The sequence below is a fragment of the Micromonospora echinospora genome (assembly GCF_900091495.1).
In the GTDB taxonomy this organism is placed as follows: Bacteria; Actinomycetota; Actinomycetes; order Mycobacteriales; family Micromonosporaceae; genus Micromonospora; species Micromonospora echinospora.
Window position 1 is genome coordinate 4,998,071 of sequence record NZ_LT607413.1, and the last position, 22,807, is coordinate 5,020,877.

General features: G+C 73.8%; 22 protein-coding genes. 16 read left to right on the plus strand and 6 right to left on the minus strand.

Annotated features, from left to right (window positions below):
* The first annotated feature begins 16 nt into the window (after positions 1-16).
* Genes GA0070618_RS22450 through GA0070618_RS22460 form a run of 3 tightly spaced genes read left to right on the plus strand, consistent with a single transcriptional unit; the run spans position 17 to position 3,119 of the window.
* A complete protein-coding gene (locus GA0070618_RS22450) occupies positions 17-1,171 on the plus strand; it encodes a Gfo/Idh/MocA family protein (protein WP_088983387.1) in 1,155 nt (384 codons plus the stop codon).
* On the plus strand, positions 1,168-2,319 hold the full coding sequence (locus tag GA0070618_RS22455) for a DUF993 family protein (RefSeq protein ID WP_197701593.1): 1,152 nt from the start codon (positions 1,168-1,170) through the stop codon (positions 2,317-2,319). Before GA0070618_RS22450 ends, GA0070618_RS22455 begins: the two co-directional genes overlap by 4 nt.
* On the plus strand, positions 2,316-3,119 hold the full coding sequence (locus GA0070618_RS22460; protein WP_088983388.1) for a sugar phosphate isomerase/epimerase family protein: 804 nt from the start codon (positions 2,316-2,318) through the stop codon (positions 3,117-3,119). The genes GA0070618_RS22455 and GA0070618_RS22460 overlap by 4 nt, the downstream gene beginning before the upstream one ends.
* Here the strand turns inward: GA0070618_RS22460 and GA0070618_RS22465 are convergent.
* Positions 3,103-3,744: a DedA family protein gene (locus GA0070618_RS22465; protein WP_088983389.1), complete on the minus strand. Its 642-nt coding sequence runs from the start codon at positions 3,742-3,744 to the stop codon at positions 3,103-3,105. The genes GA0070618_RS22460 and GA0070618_RS22465 overlap by 17 nt on opposite strands.
* Positions 3,745-3,866: 122 nt before the next feature.
* Here GA0070618_RS22465 and GA0070618_RS22470 point away from each other — a divergent pair, with 122 nt between their 5' ends.
* The gene (locus GA0070618_RS22470) at positions 3,867-6,209 is read left to right on the plus strand and encodes a lysylphosphatidylglycerol synthase domain-containing protein (RefSeq protein ID WP_088983390.1); all 2,343 of its coding nucleotides are present in this window, start codon (positions 3,867-3,869) and stop codon (positions 6,207-6,209) included.
* Between the two features lie 125 nt (positions 6,210-6,334).
* On the plus strand, positions 6,335-6,517 hold the full coding sequence (locus tag GA0070618_RS22475) for a hypothetical protein (protein WP_088983391.1): 183 nt from the start codon (positions 6,335-6,337) through the stop codon (positions 6,515-6,517).
* Here the strand turns inward: GA0070618_RS22475 and GA0070618_RS22480 are convergent.
* Genes GA0070618_RS22480 through ccsA form a run of 5 tightly spaced genes read right to left on the minus strand, consistent with a single transcriptional unit; the run spans position 6,476 to position 11,021 of the window.
* Complete coding sequence (locus GA0070618_RS22480; protein ID WP_157748985.1) at positions 6,476-7,420, minus strand: cytochrome c-type biogenesis protein CcmH; 945 nt, start codon at positions 7,418-7,420, stop codon at positions 6,476-6,478. The two genes, GA0070618_RS22475 and GA0070618_RS22480, sit on opposite strands and share 42 nt — an antisense overlap.
* Complete coding sequence (locus tag GA0070618_RS22485) at positions 7,417-7,965, minus strand: TlpA family protein disulfide reductase (protein WP_088983393.1); 549 nt, start codon at positions 7,963-7,965, stop codon at positions 7,417-7,419. Before GA0070618_RS22485 ends, GA0070618_RS22480 begins: the two co-directional genes overlap by 4 nt.
* On the minus strand, positions 7,962-9,854 hold the full coding sequence (locus GA0070618_RS22490) for a heme lyase CcmF/NrfE family subunit (RefSeq protein WP_088983394.1): 1,893 nt from the start codon (positions 9,852-9,854) through the stop codon (positions 7,962-7,964). Before GA0070618_RS22490 ends, GA0070618_RS22485 begins: the two co-directional genes overlap by 4 nt.
* On the minus strand, positions 9,844-10,251 hold the full coding sequence (locus GA0070618_RS22495) for a cytochrome c maturation protein CcmE (RefSeq protein ID WP_088983395.1): 408 nt from the start codon (positions 10,249-10,251) through the stop codon (positions 9,844-9,846). The genes GA0070618_RS22490 and GA0070618_RS22495 overlap by 11 nt, the downstream gene beginning before the upstream one ends.
* A complete protein-coding gene (gene ccsA, locus GA0070618_RS22500) occupies positions 10,248-11,021 on the minus strand; it encodes a cytochrome c biogenesis protein CcsA (RefSeq protein ID WP_088983396.1) in 774 nt (257 codons plus the stop codon). The genes GA0070618_RS22495 and ccsA overlap by 4 nt, the downstream gene beginning before the upstream one ends.
* 119 nt (positions 11,022-11,140) lie before the next feature.
* Here ccsA and GA0070618_RS22505 point away from each other — a divergent pair, with 119 nt between their 5' ends.
* From GA0070618_RS22505 to GA0070618_RS22555, 11 genes are all read left to right on the plus strand, one after another.
* Positions 11,141-12,172 carry a cytochrome c oxidase subunit II gene (locus tag GA0070618_RS22505; RefSeq protein ID WP_088983397.1) on the plus strand — a complete coding sequence of 344 codons (1,032 nt, stop codon included), beginning with the start codon at positions 11,141-11,143 and terminating at the stop codon, positions 12,170-12,172.
* A 16-nt stretch (positions 12,173-12,188) separates the two neighbouring features.
* Positions 12,189-14,117, plus strand: coding sequence for a cytochrome c oxidase subunit I (gene ctaD, locus GA0070618_RS22510; protein WP_088983398.1), 1,929 nt, complete (start codon positions 12,189-12,191; stop codon positions 14,115-14,117).
* Positions 14,114-14,734 (plus strand): cytochrome c oxidase subunit 3, encoded by a 621-nt coding sequence (locus GA0070618_RS22515; RefSeq protein ID WP_088983399.1) that lies wholly within the window; start codon positions 14,114-14,116, stop codon positions 14,732-14,734. Before ctaD ends, GA0070618_RS22515 begins: the two co-directional genes overlap by 4 nt.
* Positions 14,734-15,135 carry a hypothetical protein gene (locus GA0070618_RS22520; RefSeq protein ID WP_088983400.1) on the plus strand — a complete coding sequence of 134 codons (402 nt, stop codon included), beginning with the start codon at positions 14,734-14,736 and terminating at the stop codon, positions 15,133-15,135. Before GA0070618_RS22515 ends, GA0070618_RS22520 begins: the two co-directional genes overlap by 1 nt.
* Positions 15,123-16,016, plus strand: a complete 894-nt coding sequence (locus GA0070618_RS22525) for a cytochrome c oxidase assembly protein (RefSeq protein WP_088983401.1) — start codon at positions 15,123-15,125, stop codon at positions 16,014-16,016. Before GA0070618_RS22520 ends, GA0070618_RS22525 begins: the two co-directional genes overlap by 13 nt.
* Positions 16,013-16,402: a c-type cytochrome gene (locus GA0070618_RS22530; RefSeq protein ID WP_197701594.1), complete on the plus strand. Its 390-nt coding sequence runs from the start codon at positions 16,013-16,015 to the stop codon at positions 16,400-16,402. Before GA0070618_RS22525 ends, GA0070618_RS22530 begins: the two co-directional genes overlap by 4 nt.
* Positions 16,403-16,405: 3 nt before the next feature.
* The gene (qcrC, locus tag GA0070618_RS22535; protein ID WP_088983402.1) at positions 16,406-17,200 is read left to right on the plus strand and encodes a cytochrome bc1 complex diheme cytochrome c subunit; all 795 of its coding nucleotides are present in this window, start codon (positions 16,406-16,408) and stop codon (positions 17,198-17,200) included.
* Complete coding sequence (locus GA0070618_RS22540) at positions 17,197-18,063, plus strand: QcrA and Rieske domain-containing protein (RefSeq protein WP_157748986.1); 867 nt, start codon at positions 17,197-17,199, stop codon at positions 18,061-18,063. The genes qcrC and GA0070618_RS22540 overlap by 4 nt, the downstream gene beginning before the upstream one ends.
* The gene (gene qcrB, locus GA0070618_RS34330; protein ID WP_197701595.1) at positions 18,060-19,811 is read left to right on the plus strand and encodes a cytochrome bc1 complex cytochrome b subunit; all 1,752 of its coding nucleotides are present in this window, start codon (positions 18,060-18,062) and stop codon (positions 19,809-19,811) included. Before GA0070618_RS22540 ends, qcrB begins: the two co-directional genes overlap by 4 nt.
* Positions 19,812-19,967: 156 nt before the next feature.
* Entirely contained in the window at positions 19,968-21,734 is a 1,767-nt protein-coding gene (locus tag GA0070618_RS22550) for a thiamine pyrophosphate-dependent enzyme (RefSeq protein ID WP_088983403.1), read from the plus strand.
* 51 nt (positions 21,735-21,785) lie between these two features.
* Positions 21,786-22,793 carry an SDR family oxidoreductase gene (locus GA0070618_RS22555; protein ID WP_088983404.1) on the plus strand — a complete coding sequence of 336 codons (1,008 nt, stop codon included), beginning with the start codon at positions 21,786-21,788 and terminating at the stop codon, positions 22,791-22,793.
* Positions 22,794-22,807 lie beyond the last annotated feature (14 nt).

The window sequence follows — 22,807 nt, forward strand, 5'->3', positions numbered from 1 at the left end:
TAGGGAGAGTGGGACGATGACGGCACGTGTCCCGATCGGCATCGTGATGAACGGCGTGACCGGGCGGATGGGCTACCGGCAGCACCTGGTCCGGTCGCTGCTGGCCATCCGCGAGCAGGGCGGCCTACCACTGCGCGACGGGAGCCGGCTCTGGCCGGAACCCGTCCTGGTCGGGCGGAACGAGGCCAAGCTGCGCGACGTCGCGGACCGGCACGGGCTGACCGACTGGACGACCGACCTGGACGCCGCGCTGGCGCGACCGGACGTCTCGATCTACTTCGACGCGCAGGTCACCAGCGAACGGGAGAAGGCGATCGGACTCGCCGTCGCGGCGGGCAAGCACATCTACACCGAGAAGCCGACCGCCACCACCCTGCACGGCGCGGTCGAGCTGGCGCGCGCCGCCGACACGGCCGGGGTACGGCACGGCGTCGTGCAGGACAAGCTCTTCCTGCCCGGCCTGCGCAAGCTCGACCGGCTCGTGCGGGGCGGGTTCTTCGGCCGGATCCTGTCGGTGCGCGGCGAGTTCGGCTACTGGGTCTTCGAGGGCGACTGGCAGGAGGCACAGCGGCCGAGCTGGAACTACCGGGCCGCCGACGGCGGCGGCATCGTCGTCGACATGTTCCCGCACTGGCACTACGTCCTGGAACAGATCTTCGCGCCGGTCCGGGCGGTCACCGCCCACGTCACCACCCACATCCCGCGCCGGTGGGCCGAGGACGGGCAGCCCTACGACGCGACCGCCGACGACGCCGCGTACGGGATCTTCGAGCTGGACGGTGGCGTCGTCGCCCAGATCAACTCCTCCTGGGCCGTCCGGGTGAACCGGGACGAGCTGGTCGAGTTCCAGGTCGACGGCACCGAGGGCAGCGCGGTCGCCGGACTGCGTCGCTGCCGCGTCCAGCACCGGGCCGCCACCCCGAAGCCGGTCTGGAACCCGGACCTGCCGTCCACCGACGACTTCCGCGCCCAGTGGCAGGAGGTGCCGGACAACGAGGTGTTCGACAACGGCTTCAAGGCGCAGTGGGAGATGTTCCTGCGGCACGTCGTCGAGGATGCCCCGTACACCTGGGACCTGTGGGCCGGCGCGCGCGGTGTGCAGCTGGCCGAGCTGGGCCTCCAGTCGGCCCGGGAGGGCCGGCGCGTCGAGGTGACGGAGCTGCGGTCGTGACCCGGACCGTCAACCTGCTCGACGGGCCGCTCACCCTCTGCGGCGCCGGGCGCGAGCACCTCACGCCCGGCGTCCCTTTCACCAGCCGGGTCGCGTACGCGGCGGCGCACGTCGTCGCCGACCCCCGCGCGGAGAACGTGCCCGGCACGCCCGCCACGGTCGACTGGGACGCGACCCTGGCGTTCCGCCGGCACCTGTGGTCCTACGGGTTCGGCGTCGCCGAGGCGATGGACACCGCCCAGCGTGGCATGGGCATGGACTACCCGGCCGCGCGCGAGCTGGTACGACGCTCGGCGGCAGCCGCCCGCGCCGAGGGCGGCGCGATCTGCGCGGGCGTCGCCACCGACCAGCTGCCGGCCGGCCCGGCCACGCTCGACGAGATCCGCAAGGCGTACGCCGAGCAGCTCGCCGACGTGCAGGACGCCGGTGCCCAACCGGTGCTCATGTGCAGCCGCCACCTGGCCGCCGCGGCCCGGTCCGCCGACGACTACCTCGACGTCTACGGACGGCTGCTGGCCGACGTCGACGGCCCGGTGGTGCTGCACTGGCTCGGCCCGGCGTTCGACCCGGCGCTCACCGGCTACTGGGGCGACGTCGACCCGGTGCGCGCCGCGGACACCGTGGTCGCGCTGATCGGCGCGTACGCCAGCCGGGTCGACGGCGTCAAGCTGTCGCTGCTCGACGAGGACTTCGAGGTCGCGCTGCGTCGGCGTCTGCCCGCCGGGGTGCGGCTCTACACCGGCGACGACTTCAACTACCCGGCCCTGATCCGGGGCGACGGCGAGGGCCACTCCGACGCGCTGCTCGGCGTCCTCGCCGCGATCGCGCCCCCGGCCGCCGCCGCGCTGCGGGCGCTGGACGCCGGGGACCTGGCGGCGTACGACCGGATCCTGGCGCCCACGCTGCCGCTCGCCCGGCACCTGTTCGGCGCCCCGACCTTCTACTACAAGACCGGCATCGTGTTCCTGGCCTGGCTCGCGGGTCACCAGGACCACTTCACGATGGTCGGCGGTCTCCAGTCGGGACGGTCACCGGCGCACCTGGGCCGGCTGCTGCGGCTGGCCGACGCGGCCGGGCTGCTGCCCGACGCCGAGCTGGCCGCGCACCGGGCGCGGGCGTTCATGACCACGGCGGGGGTGGCCCAGTGAAGCGGTTCGCGCTCAACTCGGCGACGACGAAGCGGTGGCCCCTGCCGGACCTCGTCGCCGGCTGCGCCGACGCCGGGGTGTCCGGGGTGGGGCTGTGGCGGGAGGATCTGGCCGCGTACGGGGTCGAGGCGGCTGCGGCGCTGGTGCGGGACGCGGGCCTGACCGTCACGTCGCTGTGCCGCGGCGGGTTCTTCAGCACGCCGGGCTGGCTCGACGAGAACCGGCGTGCCGTCGACGAGGCCGCGGCGGTGGGCGCGCCGGTGCTGGTGCTGGTCTCCGGCGGCCTGCCCGACGGCAGCCGGGACGTCGACGGTGCCCGGGCGCACGTGCGGGACGCGATCGGCGAGCTGGTGCCGTACGCGCGGGCCGCCGGGGTTCAGCTCGCCGTGGAGCCGTTGCACCCGATGTTCTGTTCCGACCGGTGCGTGGTCGCCAGTCTCGGCCAGGCCCTGGACCTCGTCGCGCCGTATCCGGCGGAGACGGTGGGCGTCGTCGTCGACACGTACCACCTCTGGTGGGACGACCAGGTGTGGGCGCAGATCGCGCGGGCCGGCCGGGAGAGACGCATCGCCTGCTTCCAGATCGCCGACTGGGTGACGCCGCTGCCGGCGGGGGTGCTGCTCGGCCGGGGGCTGCCCGGCACGGGCTGCGTCGAGCTGCGCCGCTTCCGGGAGGCCGTGGACGCGGCCGGCTACGTCGGACCGGTGGAGGTGGAGGTCTTCGCCGAGGAGGTGTGGGCGCGCCCCGGCCGGGAGGTGCTCGACGAGGCCGTCGCCGGTTACCTCACGCACGTCGCCTGATCCGTCCACCCGGTCCCCGGTCCGGCCGCTTGCGGCGGTGCCGCCACACCCGCAGGGCCACGCCGACGCCGACCAGCGTCAGCAGGACCCACTCACCGATTCCCAGCTCCCGCTCCAGGTAACGGTAGGAGGCTGCGGCGAGATAGCCGAGCAGCGCGACGCCGGTCGCCCACACCACGCCACCGGCCAGGTTCGCCCGCAGGAACGTCGCCCAGCGCATCCCGCCCGCGCCCGCCGCCAGGGGCACCACGACCCGCAGGACCGCGATCCAGCGGCCGGACACCACCGCCCAGGCCCCGCGCCGGGCGACCAGGCGGCGGGCCTGGGCGATGTCGAGGCGGCGGCGCAGCGGACCGGGGGCACGGGCCAGCATGCCCGGTCCGTAGCGTCGTCCCAGGGCATAGCCGACCTGGTCGCCGAGGCATGCCCCGACCGTCCCGGCGACGACCACCGCCCACAGCGGCAGCGCACCGTGGTGGGCCGCCAGCCCGCCGACCAGGATCGCCGTCTCGCCGGGCACGACCAGCCCGAGCAGGGTCGACGACTCCAGGGCCGGCAGGACGAACACCAGTGCCAGGACGAGGGCCGGTGGTAGCCCGGCGAGTGCCGTCACCACCCTGTCCATCCGCTGATTGTCGTCCCGAACGGGTTGGCGGGTGGGCGGGAAAGCCATTCCGCGGTGCGTGTTCCGTAGGGTTCGGGGCGACAGCGGGCACCCGAGCCGGATGAGGGGGCGGCCGAGGAGCGGTGGTAACGCGGACACGTCGCCCGTCGCCGGCGCTGCTGGTCAGCCTGGCCGTTTCGACCGGTCTGCTGGTGGCGGTGAGCGCGGCCACCCGGAGCCGTCCCGTACCGCTGTCGGAGCGGGACCTGTTCACCCTGCTCAACCACCTTCCCGCCGGGCTTACCCCGGCCCTGCTCCTCGTCATGCAGGCCGGCTCGTACCCGGCGGTGTTCGTCGCCGCCGCCGCAGCCGTCGTCGCGGGCCGGGTCGGCACTGCGTGGAGACTCCTGCTGGCCGGGAACCTCGCGTACTGGCTCACGGTCGCCGTCAAGGTCGCGGTCGCCCGGCAACGTCCGGCTGCGCTGCTCACCGACGTGGTGCTGCGCGACACGATCACCGGTCCGTACGGTTATCCCTCGGGGCACGTCGCGGTCGCCACCGCGCTGGCTCTCGTCGCGGCCCAGGCCGGAGGCACCCGGTGGCGCCGCGCGGCCTGGGTGGTGATCGCCCTGGTCGCCGTCGCACGGATCCACGTAGGGGCGCACCTGCCGGCCGACGCCGTCGGCGGGTTCCTCGTCGGCTGGCTCGCGGTGTGCCTGACCCGGCTCGCGGTCGGCGAGGTCGGACCGCAACGGTCGGAGCCCGCCCTACGGGCGGCACTGCGGCGACGCGCGGTCGACGTGGCACGGCTGGAGCCGATCCACGGCGACGCCCGGGGGTCACAGCCGTGGCAGGCGGTCACCACCGACGGGCGGCGGCTCTTCGTGAAGGTGACCGGCGGCCAGCAACGCGACGCGGACTGGGCCTACAAGCTCTACCGGAGGACGCGGTACCGGCACGTCGCCGACGCGCCGCCGTACCTGAGCGCCCGACAGCAGAACGAACACGAGACCTGTCTGACCCTGCTGGCCGAACGTGCCGGCGTCCGGGTGCCGGCCGTCGTCACGACCACCAGCGTGTCCGGCGACGACGCGGTCCTCGTGCAGGAGTTCGTCGACGCCGCCGCGCTGCACGCCATCGTCGGGCCGGTCCCGATCGCCGCCGTACGGGACGCCTGGGAACAGGTGGCGCTCCTGCACCGGGCCGGCATCGCGCACCGCGACCTACGCGCCGCCAACGTGCTCGTCGGCCGGGACCGCGCGTACCTGGTCGACCTCGGCTTCGGCACCGACGACGCCACCGCCGACCAGCAGGCCGCCGACGTCGTCGAGTTGATGGTCGCGCTGGCCACGCGGGTCGACCCGGCCAGCGTGGTCGCGGTCGCGGTGCGGTGCCTGGGCGCCGAGGTGGTCGCGGACTGCGTGCCGTTCCTGCAACCGCCGGTGCTCTCCCGCGCCGGCCGTGCCGCCCTGCGCGCCCACCCCGGCATGCTGGACCACCTCCGCCGGGAGATCCTGCGACGCTGCCCGGACCACGACCGCCCCGCCGCCAAGGTGGTCCGGATCAGCCGGCGCGGCATCCTGGAGCTGCTGGTCCTGGGGCTGCTCGCGCATCTGCTGCTCCCGCAGGTCGGCGAGGTACGCACCGCGTTGCGTCTCCTCGTGCACGCCCACCCGGTTGCTGTCGCGGCGGCGCTGCTCGGCTCCGCCCTCACCTATCTGATCAGCGGCGTCGTGCTCCGGTTGGCCACGGCGAACCGGATCCCGCTGCGCGAGGCCACCCTGGTGCAGGTCGCCGCCTCGTTCGCCAACCGGCTGGCTCCCGGTAGCCTCGGCGGTGCCGTGCTCAGTCTGCGGTATCTGCATCAGAAGGGACTGGCTACCGCTGAGGCGGCCACCGCCGTGGCCGTCTCCCGTACCGCGGGAGCGGTGTCGCTCCTGCTGCTCCTGCCGGTGCTGCTGCCTTTCGCCGGGCAACCCGCCCGTGCCCTCACCCACGCCGTGACCAGGGCGTGGCCGCTGCTGCTGGGAGCCTTCGCCGCCCTGCTCGTCCTGGCGGTCGTCCTCGCCGTGCCCGGGATCCGGCGCCGGGGGCGGGCGGTGGCCGGCCAGGTCGCCGCCGCCCTGCGCGCCCTGACCCACCAGCACGGCCTCCGGTGGCTCGTCGTCGCGTCCGGGGCGCTCACGCTCACCTACGGCCTCTGCCTCTACGTCGCGCTCCTCGCCGCAGGTCAGCCTTTCGACCTCGCTCTCGTCCCCCCGGTCGTCCTGGTGTGCGTCGTCGGTGAGGGCGTCGCCTCCGTCGCGCCCACCCCCGGCGGCCTCGGCGCCACCGAGGCCGCGCTCGTCTCCGGCCTGGTGCTCTACGGGGTGCCCCTGGACACCGCCATCGCCGGCGTCCTGGTCTACCGCCTCGCGACGTTCTGGCTGCCGGTACCGCCGGGTTACCTGGCCCTGCGGGTCATGACCCATCGCCGGCTGCTGTGACGGCGGAGCCGGAACGGTCGGACCGGTGACGGAACCGGGGCGGCCGGTGCGCCGACTACCACGGGCGGGGTTTCGGTGCCGGCCCACCGGGTATCGGCCCGCGACGGGCCAGAGGCGGTGGGAACGTGAACCTCAGCAAACTGGGCGACATGGTGGTGGGTACGGCGGGCGACGTGGCCGGCAGCGTGGTGGACCCGCGAGCGGGTCTGGGCAAGCTGCGCTCGGCCGTCACCCCCCGCTCGGTGGTCACGCTGACCGCCGGTCTCCTACTCGGGTTCCTGCTGGGCCGGTCCTGGCGTCGTCGCTGACCGGGGTCGGGACTCGACCAGCCGACGGATCTCCGCGGTGGCCGGGTGTTCCGGCGCGACGGCGAGGAACCGCCGCAGCGTCGCCGGTGCGTCCGCGGGCCGGGTGGTCCGCTGGGCCAGGCCCAGCACCAGCAGCCCGTCGGGCAGGTCGGGCGCGTGTGCGAGGACCTGCCGCGCGGCGTCCTCCGCCCCGGCGGCGTCCGACGAGCGCAGCAGGGCGAAGGCGAGGCGGAGCCGGAGGTCGTCGTCAGGCCGGTCCCGCAGCGCTTCCCGGTACATCTGCGCGGCGGCGTCGTACCGCTGCTGACTCTCCAGGTCCTGCGCCAGCCGCAGCGTGACCGCCGTCGGGTCGGCCACCGGTGTCGGCGGGGCCGGCGGCACCAGTTGGTCGGCGGCCACGGCCACCGTCGCCACGACGGCGACCAGCCCGGCGGCGGTGAGCCACAGGGTGCGACGGGGGCGCCGACGGTGGATCCGGGCGGAGCCGCCGTCCGGTCGCCGCCGTTCGCCGTCCGGGGCGCGGGGCCGGAGAGTACGCGCCGCGGCGGCGCCGGCTCCGAGCAGCGTCACCGCAGGCACGACCCACAGCAGCAGCGCGAGCCCCCGCAGGCGCGGCTGGGCCAGCACCTCCTCGCCGTACCGGGCGACGAACCACTGGCGGATCTCCTCCGGGCTGCGGCCCCGCGCCACCTGGTCGGCGACCACCTGACGCATCGAGGCGGCGACCGGGGAGCGGGAGTCGGCCACCGACTCGCCCTGACAGGAGGGGCAGCGGAGCCCGGCGGCGATGTCGGCGACCGGATCGGCTCCGTCCGCCGCCCCGGTCGACCGGACCAGCCCGCCGACCGCCAGCGCGAGCAGCACGCCCAGGCCCAGCGCGACGACCAGACGCCGACGGGTCACACCGGCTCCAGCAGGGGGGACACCTGGACCTGAAGCCACTGCCGGGTGACCACGCCGTTCCGGTGCGCCACGACGCGGCCGTCGCGGTCCACCAGGAAGGTCTCCGGCACGCCCCGGACGCCCCACTCGACAGCTCGGACGCCGTCGGGGTCGGGCAGCACGGTGAGTGCGTCGGCCCGGGTCTCCCGGAGCAGGGCACGCACCGCGTCCGGCCCGTCGCGCAGGTTGAGTCCGACTACCCGTAGCCCTCGTGGTGACCAGTCCCGGGCGATCTCCACCAGCAGCGGCAGTTCGTCCCGGCAGGGTCCGCACCACGACGCGAAGACGTTGACCAGGACGACGTTTCCGCGCACGGCCGCCAGGTCGAAGGGCTCGCCGGTCAGGGTGGTGCCGGCGAGCGCCGGGGCGGTCACCGCCGGTCGCCCGTCACCTCCTGCCCGGGGTCGGTGGTCGACGGTGAGCACGATGCCGAGGGCGACGGCCACCAGCAGGACGGTGGCCGGGGCGGGCCGGAACCGCCACCACCGCCCGAGTCTTGTCCTCATGCCGGGACTCCCGCCGCCACCGGCGCGTCCGCCCCGACCGGCTCCGGCCGTCGCCGTCGGCGGGCACGGGCCGCGTCGGCCAGGGCGAGCACGCCACCGGCGGTGCCGACCGCGCCGCCGGCCCAGACGAGACCGACGAGCGGGTTCACGGCCAGCCGTACGGTCGCGCTGCCGCCGTCCTCGGCCACCGCGAGAAGGGTGAGGTAGACGTCGCGGCGGATGCCGTCGTCGATCGCCGGCACGGTGACCGCCATGTCCCGCGCCGGGTCGTACCGCAGTGTCGGGGTGGCCGGGTGGCGGCTGCCGCCCGACGACACCTCCAGCCGAGCCCGCACCGTCATCCGGCCGTCGGGGGCGGCGCGCTGCACCGACACCAGCCGTGCCGACACGTCGGCCACCCGCAGCGTCTCGCCCACCCGCAGGGTCCGCTCGTCGGCCCGCGCGTACGCCGAGGAGGCCGCGACGCCCACCGCGAGCAGGGCGAGTCCGGCGTGTCCCAGCACGGCGGCCCGGGGTCGGGCACGCGTGGCGACGAGACCGGTGAGGACGAAGGCCGCCGCCCCGAACGCGGTGAGCGCCGCCGGACCGGGTCGACTGAGCAGGCCGATCGTGGCCACCGTCCCGAGCGCCGCCGCGCCGGGCAGGACGAGGCGGCGCAACGCCTCGCCCCGGGTCCGGCCGCGTAGAGCGGGTGGCAGCCCGGCCAGCAGCAGCACCACCACGGCCAGCGGCACCGCCGTGCGGTGGTAGTAGGCGGCCCCGACGCTGCTCCGGCTGCCCGTGAGCGGTTCGGTGAGCAGCGGCAGCACGGTGCCGATCAGCACCGTGGCGGTGACGGTGACCAGCAGGACGGCGTTGACCAGCACGGCGCTGTGCCGGGACCACAGCGGGGCGGATCCGGGCACGGAGGCCGGCTGGTGTCGCCCGGCGAGGACGGTGGCGGCCAGCACGGCCAGCAGGACGAAGCCGAGCAGGATCGGCCCCAACGGCGACTCGGTGAACGCGTGCACGCTGGCCACCGCGCCGGAGCGGGTCAGGAAGGTGCCGAGCAGCACCAGCAGGAACCCGGCGCAGGCCAGGACCTGGTTCCAGCGTTCCCGTCCCCGGCCACCGAGGCTGGTGTGCAGGAAGGCCGTGGTGGTCAGCCAGGGCAGGAGGGAGGCGTTCTCCACCGGGTCCCAGGCCCAGTAGCCACCCCAGCCGAGGACCGCGTACGACCACCAGGCGCCGAGGACGATGCCGGCGGTGAGCGTGCACCAGGCCACCAGCGCCCAGGGGCGGGCCACCCGGACCCACCGCCGCCCGGCCCGTCCGGCCAGCGGGGCGGCCAACGCCAGTGCGAACGGCACCAGCATGCCGAGGTATCCGGCGTACAGCAGCGGTGGATGCAGGCCCATCGCCGGATGCTGTTGCAGCAGCGGGTTCGGGCCCGGCCCGTCGAGCGGAACCGGGTCCACGGCGCGGAAGGGGTTGGCCGCGAAGGTGGAGAGCGCGAAGAAGCAGGTGCTGACCACGCTCACCACCACCATCGCGTACGCGCGCAGCCGGTCTGGTCGCCCCCGGGCGAGCAGGGCGCCGTACCCGGTGAGGACCAGGAGCCAGAGCAGCAGCGACCCGTCCATCGCCGACCACAGGCTGGTGACCGCGTAGTAGGTGGGCACGTGCCGGCCGCCGTTCTCGGCGACGAACCGCACACTGAAGTCGTGCGCCAGCAGCGCCGTCTCCAGCGCGGCACCGGCTGCGGCGGCGGCGAGCAGTGCGCCGAGGGTGGCCAGCCGGGCGGGCCGGGCCGGTGTTCCGGCCAGCGCCACCCGGAGCCAGAGCAGCGCGGCGAGGGGAGCGGCGACCAGCCCGGCGGCGAGGCCGGCGGTGCCGAGGTCACCGAGCATCGGGTGGCTCCGAGGCCGACGGGGAGGGGCCGTACTCGTTGCCGTGCCGCACCACCACGTGGTCGGCGTCGAACACCCCGTCGGCGCCGAGCCGTCCCTCGACGACCGCGTCCTCGCCCTCGCGGAAGGTCTCCGGTGGCACCCCGCGTTGCCGCACGGTCACCTCGCGGCCCGTGTCGGACAGGCGGAACACCACCAGCTCACCGTCGCGTCGCACCGAGCCCGGGACGACCTCGCCGCCGAGGCGGACCCGTTCCCGTGCGGTGTCCGGGTGGGCCAGCACCTCGCCCGGGGTGCGGTAGTAGGTGAGGGTGTCGCGCAGCGCGGCGGTCACCACCAGTCCGCCCGCGCCGAGCAGCACGGCGGTCAGCGCCAGGCGTCCGGGGCGGCGGATCATGGCACCCGGGCCGGCACCGGTGGCGCGGGACGTCGCTGCGGCGGCGAGACGCGGGCCGGGTCGAGTCGGCGCTGCAACCGCACCACCCGGTGGGCCAGCACCCAGGTGGCGGCGACGGTCGCGGCGGCCAGGGCGAGCAGCAGCGCCAGCGCCATCCGGGGGTCGATCGGCGGTCGTTCGGGGGCGAGGATGGTGGCCTGCTGGTGCAGCGAGCGCCACCAGACCACCGAGAAGTGCACCACGGGTACGAGCAGGAAGCCGGCGATCCCGACGGCTGCGGCAGGACGGGCGACCTTCGGGTCCCCGTGGTGCGGCACCCCGGCCCGTTCGGCGAGGGCCCGGCGCAGGGCCAACGCGGCGGCGTACACCAGGGCCAGCAGGGCGGTACTGACCAGGCGGGGGTCCCAGGCCCACCAGGTGCCCCAGACCAGGTGGCCCCAGAGCGACCCGGTGGCGAGGGTCAGCACGGTGAGGACCACCCCGATCTCGGTGGCGGCCAGCGCGACGTCGTCCCACCGGGCGTCGGCCCGGACGAGGTACGCGCCGCTGGCCGCGAGCACGACGGCGAACGCCAGATAGGCCACCCAGGCGGCGGGCACGTGCAGGTACATGAGGCGTTGCGGGTGGCCCTGCAGGGCGTCGGTCGGGGCCAGCAGGACGCTGGCCAGGCCGGCCGCGGCGGCGAGACCACCTCCGATCCAGGCCGTCGTGCGTCGGGCCGCGCTGCCTCGTGCGGAGTCCGCGGTCAGTTCAACGGTGGAAGTGCGCATCCTCGTCCTGTCCGTGGCGGTCGATGCTCGCCTGCTGACGCTAACCGGCCTTAACCGACCATTAGCTGTAATTCGTAATTAGAGCGGCGAAAACGCCCGAAGTTACTAGGCTTGGGTCGATGGACACGAGCGGAGACCCGGGGACGCGCTCCCGCTGGCAGCGCTGGCGTCGGCGACTCGTCCCGGTGGTGCTGGGCGGCGTGCTGGCGTCTGCCGGCTGCTCCGGCACGGCACCGTCCATCCTCGACCCGGCGGGGGCCGGCGCCAGCCGGATCGCCGGGCTGTGGTGGGTGCTGTTCTGGATCTCCATGGCGGTCTTCGTCGAGGTCATGCTGCTGTTGGCCTGGGCCCTGGTGTTCCGCCGCCGACCAGGCGTCCGGGTCCGGCACGGCCAGCCGCTGCGATTCGTCGCGATCACCGGCGCCGGGATACCGCTGGTGATCCTGGTGACGGTCTACAGCCTCGGGCTGCGCGACCTCGCCGCGCTGGGCGACGGTCCGGCCCCCGGGGGGCCCGTCATCGAGGTCACCGGCCACAAGTGGTGGTGGGAGGTACGGGTGGCGGGCGTCGCCGGAGCCACCGCCAACGAACTGCACATCCCGGTGGGGGAGAAGGTGCGGATCCGGCTGCGGAGCGCCGACGTGCTGCACAGCTTCTGGGTGCCGCAGCTCATGTCGAAGACCGACCTGATCCCCGGGGAGGACCGGGAGACCTGGCTGCACGCCGACCGGGCCGGCAGCTACCGGGGCCAGTGCGCCGAGTACTGCGGCACCCAGCACGCGCACATGACGTTCCTCGTGGTGGCCGAACCCCGCAGCGACTTCGACGCCTGGGTGACCCGACTCGGCTCACCCGCACCCCAGCCCCGGACCGACGCGCAGCGACGTGGGCAGGAGGCGTTCGTGCAGGGCACCTGCGCCGGCTGTCACGCGATCCGGGGCACCGGCGCGAACGGGCGGGTCGGTCCCGACCTGTCCGACGTCGGCTCCCGGTGGAGCATCGGGGCGGGAGCGGTGCCGAACGACGGCGGTCACCTGGGCGGCTGGATCGCCAACTCGCAGACGGTCAAGCCGGGCAACTACATGCCACCGCAGCCGGTCGACGCGGACCGGCTGCCGGACCTCGTCGCCTACCTGCAGTCGCTGACGTGAGCGGAGGGGAGGAGGAATGTCCACGACCGTCGCACCGGTTCCCGGAACGAGCCCGGAGGACCTGACCCGGCTGGAGGCGCACTGGGGGGAACGACCCTCGCTGCGGTCCTGGTTCACCACCGTGGACCACAAGCGGATCGGCCGGCGCTATCTGGTCACCGCGGGGCTGTTCTTCGTCCTCGCCGGGCTGAGCGCACTGGCGATGCGCACCCAGCTCGCCCGGCCGGACGCGCGGCTGCTCTCCCCGCAGGAGTACAACCAGCTGTTCACCATGCACGGCACGGCCATGATCTTCCTGTTCGCCACCCCGATGCTCTTCGGGTTCGGCAACTTCCTGGTCCCGCTCATGATCGGCTCGCGGGACATGGCCTTCCCGAAGCTGAACGCGTTCGGCTACTGGGTGTTCCTCTTCGCCGGTCTGTTCATGTGGGCGAGTCTGCCCTTCGGGGCGGCGCCGAACGGCGGCTGGTTCGCCTACGTGCCGCTGACCGAGGAGCAGAACACCCCCGGCCTGCACATGGACGTCTACGCCCTGGGGCTGCTGTTCCTCGGCGTCGCGACCACCGTGGGCTCGATCAACTTCATCGTCACGGCGCTCAAGCTGCGGGCTCCGGGCATGTCGCTGAACCGGGTGCCGTTGTTCGTCTGGGCGATCGTCGCCACCGCCTTCATGGTGATCTTCGCGTTGCCCGCGCTGAACCTCGACAACGCGATGCTCTTCCTCGACCGCCGGTTCGACACCCGCTTCTTCGACCCGGACGCCGGCGGGAACGTGCTGCTCTGGCAACACCTGTTCTGGATCTTCGGTCACCCGGACGTGTACATCGTCGTGATGCCGGCCCTGGGCATCGTCTCGGCCGTGCTGCCCGCGTTCACCCGGCGCGGGGTGGTCGGCTACGCGCTGATCGTGCTGGCCATCGTGTCGATCTCGATCATCTCGTTCGGGGTCTGGGTGCACCACATGTTCGCCACCGGGCTGCCACGGCTCTCGTGCAGCTTCTTCAGCGCGGCGAGCACGATCATCACCATCCCGTCCGGGATCCAGATCTTCGCCTGGCTCGCCACCATGGCGCTCGGCCGCCTGGTGGTCCGGGTGCCGCTGCTGTTCGTGATCGGGTTCGTCGTGACCTTCGTGCTCGGTGGCTTCACCGGCGCCATGTTCGCGCTGACCGCCTTCGACCAGCAGGTCACCGACTCCTACTTCGTGGTCGCCCACCTGCACTACGTGCTCATCGGCGGGGCGGTGTTCCCGATCCTCGCCGCCGTGTACTACTGGCTTCCGAAGATCACCGGGCGGATGTACCACGAGGGGCTCGGCCGGTGGGCCTTCTGGCTGGTGTTCACCGGCACGCAGGTGACGTTCTTCCCGATGCACCTCTCCGGACTGTTCGGCATGCCGAGGCGGGTCTACACCTACCCCGGCGAGCTGGGCTGGGACGGCTGGAACCTGCTCAGCACCCTCGGTTCGTACGTGCTGGCGGTCGGGCTGCTGCTGGTCCTCGTCGGGGTCGTGCACGCGATCCGGCGCGGCCAGCCGGCCGCGCCGGACCCGTGGGGCGGCGACAGCCTGGAGTGGTCCACCGACTCGCCGCCGAAGCCGTACAACTTCCCGGCGCTGCCGCAGGTGCACAGCCTGCACCCCACCTGGGACGAACCGAGCAGGGAGTCGATGGGTTCCGGCGCCGAACCGGACCGGATCCTGGCCGACGGGCGGAAGACCCTGCTCACCAGCGAACTCGACGGCCGTCGGGAACGGGTGGTGGAGATGCCCGAGGCGTCCCTGCAACCGTTGCTCCTCGCCGTGGCGATGCTGGTCTTCTTCACCGCGATGCTGTTCGCCTGGTATCCGGTGGCCGTGGGAGCTGCCGGGGCGGTGGCCGTCACCGTCGCGGTCTGGCTCTGGCCGCCGCGCCGGCCGGACCAGGAAGTCGGGGTGAGCGCATGACCCGGGGCATCGCGGCGGTCACCGGCACCGAGGCGCTGACCACCGAGCTGCCGGTCGGCCGGTCCACCGGCTGGTGGGGGATGGTGATGTTCGTCGTCACCGAGGCCACCCTCTTTGCCTGCCTGCTCGGCAGCTACTACTACCTGCGCTTCCAGTACGGCGCGCAGTGGCCGCCACCGGGCATCGAGCCGCCGGAGCTGCTGCTCCCGCTGGTGATGACCGCCGTACTGGTACCCAGCAGCCTGCCGGTGGTCTGGGCCGAACGCGGCATCCGGAAGGGGCAGAGCTGGCGGCTGCGGTCCGGCCTGGCCGCCACCCTCCTGCTCGGGGTGACGTTCCTGGCCCTCCAGGCCACCGAGTACGCGGACAAGCTGCGCCACTTCACCATCACCACCGACGCCTACGGTTCCCTCTTCTACGTCGTCACCGGGTTCCACGGACTGCACGTGGCGGTCGGGCTGACCATGATCACCTGGCTGCTGGTCGCCTCGCTGCGCGGTGGCAGCTTCGGCGCGCACCGCCACGACCGGATCCGCAACGCCGCCATCTACTGGCACTTCGTGGACGCCGTCTGGGTCGCCATCCTGTTCACCGTCTACCTCTCCCCGAGGCTGTGATGAGCACCCACCCCGGACCCCGGGTCCGGCTCGCCGGAGGGCTGCTGTTCTGGTATGCGGTGCTCGGTGGCGCGGTCGCCTGGGCGGTGCACCTGCTGGCCGGCTGGGGGGTCGAGGAGTTGACCTGCGCCAGCGGGAACGATCGGGTCGGCGCGGTCCCCCTGCGTACCGTCATCGGCGCCGCCGTGGTGCTGCCGGCGCTGGCCACCGTAGGCGCGCTGCTGGCCTCCGCGTTGGTCTGGCGGCGCACCACCCGCGCGCCGGCACCGGCCGGCGGGGAGCGGTCGCTGGAGCGCAGCCGGATGCTCGCCGTGGTCGGCATCTGGTCCAACCTGCTGTTCCTGGCCATCATCGGGCTGGGCGGCCTCGCTCTCCTGGTGCTACCGCCATGCCAGCGCTGACCGCCGCCGCGCCGGGAAGCGCGGACGAGGTGGCCGGCGGAATCCTCGCCATGCTGCTGGCCACCGCGCTGGCCCTGCTCGCCGCCGGCTACGGGCGGGGCGTCCACGAACTGTGGGACCGACGAGGTGTCGGCGACGTCCTGCCGGGCTGGCGGGTGGTCGCCTTCGGCACCGGCCTGCTCGTCCTGCTCGCCGCCCAGAACGGTCCGGTCGCCGCACTGGCGACTCGGGGCCTCGCCGGCCACATGACGCAGCACATGCTGCTGCTGCTCGTCGCGGGACCGCTGCTCGCGGCCGGGGCCGCCGGACTGCCGCTGACCCTGGCCTGCCCGGCGGCAGCGCGTCGACGGCTCGCCCGGCTGCGCGTCACCGGACCGGGCCGGTGGCTGCGTCGCCCGGTGGTGGTGGCGTCGATCGCCGGCGGGCTCCAGACCGTCGTGCTCTGGTTCTGGCACCTGCCCGTGCCCTACGTCGCCGCCGAGCGGAACCAGGTCCTGCACGTGGTGGAGCACGTCTGCTTCGTCGGGTCGGCCTGGCTGCTCTGGGCGCCGCTGCTCGGCGCTCCCCGGCACCGGCTGCCGGCACCGGTCGGGATGCTGCTCCTGATGGGCACCATGCTGCCGGCGACCGCGCTGGGCGCCGTACTCACCTTCGCGCCCCGACCGGTCTACCCGCCGGAGGTGCTCGGCGCCGACCCCCTGGCCGACCAGCAGCTGGCCGGGCTGCTCATGTGGGCGCCGATGGACGTCGTGGCGCTGGTCGCCACCCTGGTGACGTTCCTGCGCTGGCTGTCGGCGCTGCAACGGCGACGCCCGGAGCGGGTGACCTCACCGCCGGAGGCCGGGAGCCGGCGGGCAGCCACCGGGGGAGTGCTGTCGTGAACCGCCGGCTCCGCTGGTCGCTGGCGCTGCTGGTGGCGCTGCCCGCGCTGCTCGCCGCGCCGGGTTGCGGGAGCGACGACTCGCCTCCGCCGCCCGAGGTCCGCGACGGACAACCGGACCGGGGGGCGACGCTCATCGCCCGGTACGGCTGCGGTTCCTGCCACACCATTCCCGGCATCGACCGGGCCAACGGTCTGGTGGGCCCGCCGCTGACCCGGTTCGGGTCCCGCTCCTACATCGCCGGGGAACTGGTGAACAACGCGGACAACCTCCAGCACTGGATCGCCGACCCGCAGGCGGTCGAGCCCGGCACGGCCATGCCGGACCTGGGGGTCAGCGCGATCGACGCGCGGGACATCGCCGCCTACCTGTACACCTTGGACTGAGCGATGCGTACCCGGGCACGCCAGTGGTCGTGGGTGACGCGCGCCGGCGCGGCGGGCGCCGTACTGGCGTTGGCCACCGGACCGGCGGCCCTCGCGGTACCCACCCCACCCCACCCCGCCGCGTCGAGTGGCAGCCCCACCGGGACGGCACCGGGTGAACAGAACCGGGGCGGGGAGCTGTACCGGCAGAGCTGCGCGAGTTGTCACGGCGATCAGGGCCAGGGCAGCTCGCGTGGCCCTTCGCTGGTCGGGGTCGGGGCCGCGTCGGTGGACTTCCAGCTCGCCACCGGACGGATGCCCGTCCCGGCCGAGACGCGGCAACCGCGCCGTGGCGAACCGGTCTTCTCGGCCGACGAGATCGCCGCGCTGGTCGACCACGTGACCAGCTTCGGCGGTGGTGGCCCGCAGATCCCCCGGGTCGCCCCGGGCAGCCTCACCGCCGGTCGGGAACTCTTCGCGGCGAACTGCGCCCCCTGTCACGGCGCGACCGGTTCCGGGGCGCCGCTGACCGACGGCTGGATCGCGCCGCCGCTGTACGACGCGACGCCCGTCCAGGTCGCCGAGGCGATCCGGGTCGGCCCCGGCCTGATGCCCGTCTTCCCCAGCCAGGTGCTCACCGACCAGCAGGTGAACGACCTGACCACCTACGTCCAGCAGTTGCGCGGCCACCGGCCGGACCGGGGCGGGAACCCGCTAGGCCGGCTCGGCCCCCTGGCCGAGGGCATCGTCGCCTGGATCGCCACGCTGGGCCTGCTCGTCGCGGCGGCCCGCTGGCTCGGCAGGAGGGCCGGAGAGTGAGCCGACGACCACCGGTGGCACCGACACCGCCCGGGGTGAACCGGCGCATCATCCTGTCCTTCCTGACCAGCGCCGCCGGGGCGGTCGGCTTCACGGTCGTCTACGGTCTCGGTGGGCAGACCCAGTGGGAGGGGGTGTGCCTGGCGGTGGCGTTCGCCGGGCTGGCGACGGGCCTGGCGATCTGGGGACGCCGGCTCGCGCCGACCGGCGGGTACGTCGAGGAACACGAGGGCTTCACCCCGCCGCCGGTCGAGCAGACGCTGACCGCCGCGGCACTGACCGCGCCGGACAGCCCGATCCGCCGGCGCGGCCTCGTGGCCACGCTGGGCCTGGCCCTGACCGCGCTCGGCGTCGCGGCGCTGTTCCCGCTCCGGTCGCTGCTCCCGTGGGACCGTGCCCGGCCGGTGCAGGCCCGCCGGGACACCCCGTGGGGGCCGGGCGTACGGCTGCTGACCGGGGGCGGGCAGCCGCTGCGCCCCGAGGACGTGCCCGCCGGCACCGTGGTCGGGGTGTTCCCCGAGGGCGGCGTCGACGCCGGTGACGCCCCGGCCTTCGCCGTCCGGCTGCGGCCCGAGCGGTTCACCCGACCACCGTCCGCCGGGCACCTGGACGGACTGGTCGTCTACTCGCTGCTCTGCACCCACGCCGGCTGTCCGGTGCGGCTCTACCTCAAGGGCACCGGCCGGATCCTGTGCCCCTGCCACCAGTCGTCGTTCGACCTCTTCGCCGACGCCGCCCCGGTCGCCGGACCCGCCGCCCGGTCGTTGCCCGGCCTGCCGGTCGAGGTCGACCCGGACGGTCATCTCCGGGCGACCGGGGACTTCACCGCGCCGCCCGGCGCCGGCTTCTGGAACCGGCCGTGATCCTCGACCGGCTGGCCCGCGCGACCGACGACCGGCTGCGGCTCTCCCCGCTGACCCGCCGGGCGATGGCGAAGGTGTTCCCGGACCACTGGTCGTTCATGCTCGGCGAGATCGCCCTCTACTCCCTCGTCGCGCTCGTCCTCACCGGCGTCTACCTGACCCTCTTCTTCGAGCCGAGCTCCGCCGACCGGGTCTACCACGGCTCGTACGCTCCGCTGGACGGCACCACGACCTCCGCCGCGTACGCCTCGACGTTGCGGCTGAGCTGGGACGTACGGGCCGGTCTGCTGATCCGGCAGACCCACCACTGGGCGGCCCTGGTCTTCGTCGCGGCGATCCTGGTGCACCTGGCGCGGATCTTCTTCACCGGCGCGTTCCGCAAGCCCCGGGAGCTGAACTGGCTGGTCGGCGTGACCATGCTGATGCTGGCCCTGGCGAACGGCTTCACCGGCTACTCGATGCCCGACGACCTGCTCTCCGGCCTCGGCCTGCGGATCATCGTCTCGGTGGTGGAGTCGATCCCGCTGGTCGGCTCGTGGCTGGCCTTCCTCGGCCTCGGCGGCGAGTTCCCCTCCGACGAGATGATCCCGCGGCTGTTCGTCACCCACGTGCTGCTGGTGCCCGCGCTGCTCATCGCGCTCGTCTCCGTGCACCTGGCGATCATCGTCCGGCAGAAGCACAGCCAGTTCCCCGGTCCCGGTCGGACCGACCACAACGTGGTCGGCTCCCGGCTCTACCCCAGCTACACCCTGCGTTCCCTGGCGCTGTTCGCCTGGGTGCTGGCGGTGCTGTTCGCCCTCGGCGGTCTCGTGCAGATCAACCCGGTCTGGCTCTACGGCCCGTTCGCCCCGGACCAGGCCAGCTCGCCCGCGCAGCCGGACTGGTACGTCGCCTGGGGAGACGGGGCGTTGCGGCTGTTCCCGCCCTGGGAGATCCACGTCGCCGGTCACCTGGTGCCCGCGCCGTTCTTCCCGGGCGTGGTGCTCGGCGGCGTCACCTTCCTCGCCCTCTACGCCTGGCCGTTCCTGGAGCGCTGGTGCGGCGGCGACCGTCGGGCCCACCAGCTGCTCGACCGGCCCCGGGACCATCCGGTCCGGACGGGGATCGGGGTGACCGCCCTGACGTTCTTCGGCGTGCTGGTCGTCGCGGCCGGCGACGACATCGTCGCCCGGCTGCTGCGCGTGCCGCTGTACGACGTCCTCGACGTTTTCCGAGTGCTGGCGCTGGTGCTGCCGGTGCTCGCCGGGGCGCTGGCCTTCCTGCTGGCCCGCGCGTTGCGCCGGGGCGACGCCGCGCGCCTCGGTGACCTGACCGGGGCCGACCTGCGGGCCGCCCGAGGGCCGGCGGACGGCCACGCCGTGGCGGGTGGCCGCACGCCACGCGGCACCGGGTCGGCGGGCGGGACCGGGTCGGCGGGCGGGACCGACGCGCCGGAGGTGCCGGCGTCGGACCGGCCGGGGGAGCGGATCGAACTCTGGCCGGACGGTCCGGTGTGGCGCTGGCGCTACCGCGACGAGCGGGCCGGGGTCGTCCTCGTCGGCAACCGGGTCGTGCCGACCGCGCAGGAGGCGGCCGACGCGGCCCGGATCGCCTACCCCGGCGTGGACCAGGTGCGGGTGCCCGGCCCCCCGCCGTCCCCGCCACCCGGCCGGGTCCGCGTCGCGTTGCGCCGGTGGGGCGACACCGCGCTGGGGGTCTCGCTCCTCGCGGTGGCCCTCCGGCAGCGGCGCGAACGTCGCCGCAGGTGACCAGGAATACGAAGTCTGGGGCCTTTGGTGGGTTTGCCCCTCTGAAGGCCGGGTAGCCGCGTTCCGCCGTCACCGGGTGCCGCGATGCGCGGCGCTCCGGCAGCTACCGAACAGCGAGTCGAACCAGTGGACGAACCCGTGTCGAGGGGGAACGACGTGCAGGAGATCGTGGGCGAGAGCCTGGCCCGGCGGCTGGTGGCCTGGGGTGTCGACACCGTCTTCGGCCTGCCCGGCGACGGCATCAACGGCCTGATGGAGGGATTCCGCCGGCAGCGGGAGAAGCTCGACTTCGTGCTGGTGCACCACGAGGAGGCGGCGGCGTTCATGGCCACCGGGTACGCCAAGGCCACGGGGCGGCTCGGCGTCTGCGCCGCCACCTCCGGGCCGGGCGCGATCCACCTGCTCAACGGACTGTACGACGCGAAACTCGACCACGTGCCGGTGCTGGCCATCACCGGGATGCAGGAGACGTCGGTGCTCGGCTCGCACTACCAGCAGGAGGTGCACACCCCGCTGCTCTACCAGGACGTGGCGGCGTACAACCTCATGGTCACCAACCCGCAGCAGGTGCCCGGGGTGGTCGACATCGCCATCCGTCATGCCCTGGCCATGCGGACCGTCGCCCACCTGAGCTTCCCCAACGACGTGCAGGTCGCCGCCGCCGAGGCGGACCCGTACCGGCATGTCAGCCCCGGCACGCCGCCGACGAGCAGCCCGGTGGTGTCGCAGCCGGCGGTGCCGGCGGAGCAGGCCGACCTGACCCGCGCGGCGGAGGTGCTCAACGCCGGAACGAAGGTCGCCATGCTGGTCGGCGTCGGCGCCCGGCACGCCCGGGACGAGGTTCTCCTGGTGGCCGAGGCGCTGGCCAGCCCGATCGTCAAGACGCTGCCCGGCAAGATGGTGGTGCCCGACGACCATCCGCTCACCACCGGCGGCCTCGGTCTGCTCGGCACGAAGCCGAGCGAGGAGCTGATGGAGGAGTGCGACACCCTGCTGATGGTGGGCACGTCCTTCCCGTACGGGAAGTACCTGCCGTCGCCGGGGCAGGCCCGGGTGGTCCAGATCGACATCGACGCCAGCCTGATCGGCATGCGGCTGCCGCTGGACGCCGCGGTCACCGCCGACGCGAAACGGGCTCTGCGACAGTTGCTGCCCATGCTGTCGACCCGCACGGACCGGTCCTTCCTGACCAGGTACCAGCAGGCGCGCGACGCGTGGCGCTCGGACATGGTCGCGTTGCAGGACCCGGCGCGGGAACCGGTCGCCCCGCAGTACCTGATGAGCTGCGTGGACGAGGCGGCCACCTCGGACGCCATCCTGACCTGCGACTCGGGCACCATCGCCACCTGGGCGGCCCGGCACTGGACCATTCGCGGCGGACGGGAGTTCTACCTGTCGGGCAACCTGGCCACCATGGCCCCGGGCCTGCCGTACGCGATCGCGATGCAGCACGCGTACCCGGGCCGGCAGGTGATCGCCTTCGTGGGGGACGGCGGGTTCGCCATGCTGATGGCCGAGTTCCTCACCGCCGTGCGGCACGGGCTGCCGGTCAAGGTGGTGGTCAACAACAACAACTCGTACGGGCAGATCCTCTGGGAGCAGATCGTCCTCGGCTATCCCGAGTACGCGGTGCGGCACCGTCAGCCGGAAGCGGACTTCGCCGCGTGGGCTCGTGCGTGCGGCGGATTCGGCGCGAAGGTCGTCGACCCGAAGGCGCTGCCCGAGACCGTCCGCGCCGCCTTCGCGCACCCGGGTCCCGCGCTGGTGGACTGCGACGTCAACCCGAACGAACCGCCCATGCCCGGCAAGGTGCGGTACGACCAGGCCAAGCACTTCACGGAGGCGTTCCTGCGCGGCCAGCCGCACAAGGCCGCGACGCTGGCCACCGTCGCCCGAGACAAGATCAACGAGCTGCGGTCATGAGCCGTCAGACCAGTGACTACACCCGGACACAGGCGGGCGCAGGGGGGCTGCATGGGCCGACGGAGACATCAGGTGGCGGTGGTCACGGGAGCCAGCGCGGGGGTGGGACGCGCCACCGCCCGACACCTCGCCCGCCGGGGCATCGCGGTCGCGGTGCTGGCGAGGGGACGTAAGGGGCTCGACGCCGCTGCCGAGGACGTTCGCGCGGCCGGTGGCCGACCCCTGGCCATCGAGGTGGACATGGCGCAGTACGACCAGGTGGAGGCGGCCGGGCAGCGGGTCGAGGACGAACTGGGCCCGATCGACCTGTGGATCAACAACGCCTTCAGCTCGGTCTTCGCGCCGTTCCGGGAGACCCGGCCGGAGGAGTTCCGGCGAGCGACGGAGGTCACCTACCTGGGCTACGTGCACGGCACCCGGGTGGCGCTGACCCACATGACACCCCGCGACCGGGGGACGATCGTGCAGGTCGGGTCGGCGTTGGCCTACCGGGGCATTCCGCTGCAGGCCACGTACTGCGGTGCCAAGCACGCCGTCGTCGGGTTCACCGAGTCGCTACGGTGCGAGCTCCGGCACGATCGCAGCAACGTCAAGGTGACCATGGTGCACCTGCCCGCACTGAACACCCCGCAGTTCGACTGGCTGCTGTCCCGGCTGCCCCGGCACGCCCAGCCGGTGCCGCCGATCTACGATCCCGTGGTCGCGGCCCGGGCCATCGTGGTAGCCGCCGATCGACCGACGCGGCGGGAGTACTGGGTGGGAGCCCCCACCGTGCTGACCATCCTCGGCAACCGGATCGTGCCAGGGCTGTTGGACCGCTACCTCGCACGTACGGGGTACCGGTCGCAACAGACAGACCAGCCGGTAGCCCCGGACCAGCCGGTGAACCTGTGGCACCCGGCGGACGGCGTCGAGGGCAGGGACTACGGAGTGCGGGGAAGCTTCACCGCCCGGTCGCACGTCCACAGCCCGCAGGCGTGGCTCGCCCGACACCGCGTGATCACGACGGCGGGACTTGCCGCGGCGGCGGCCGGCGTCGCGGTCTGGCGTCGTCGATGACGGGTCAGACGTCC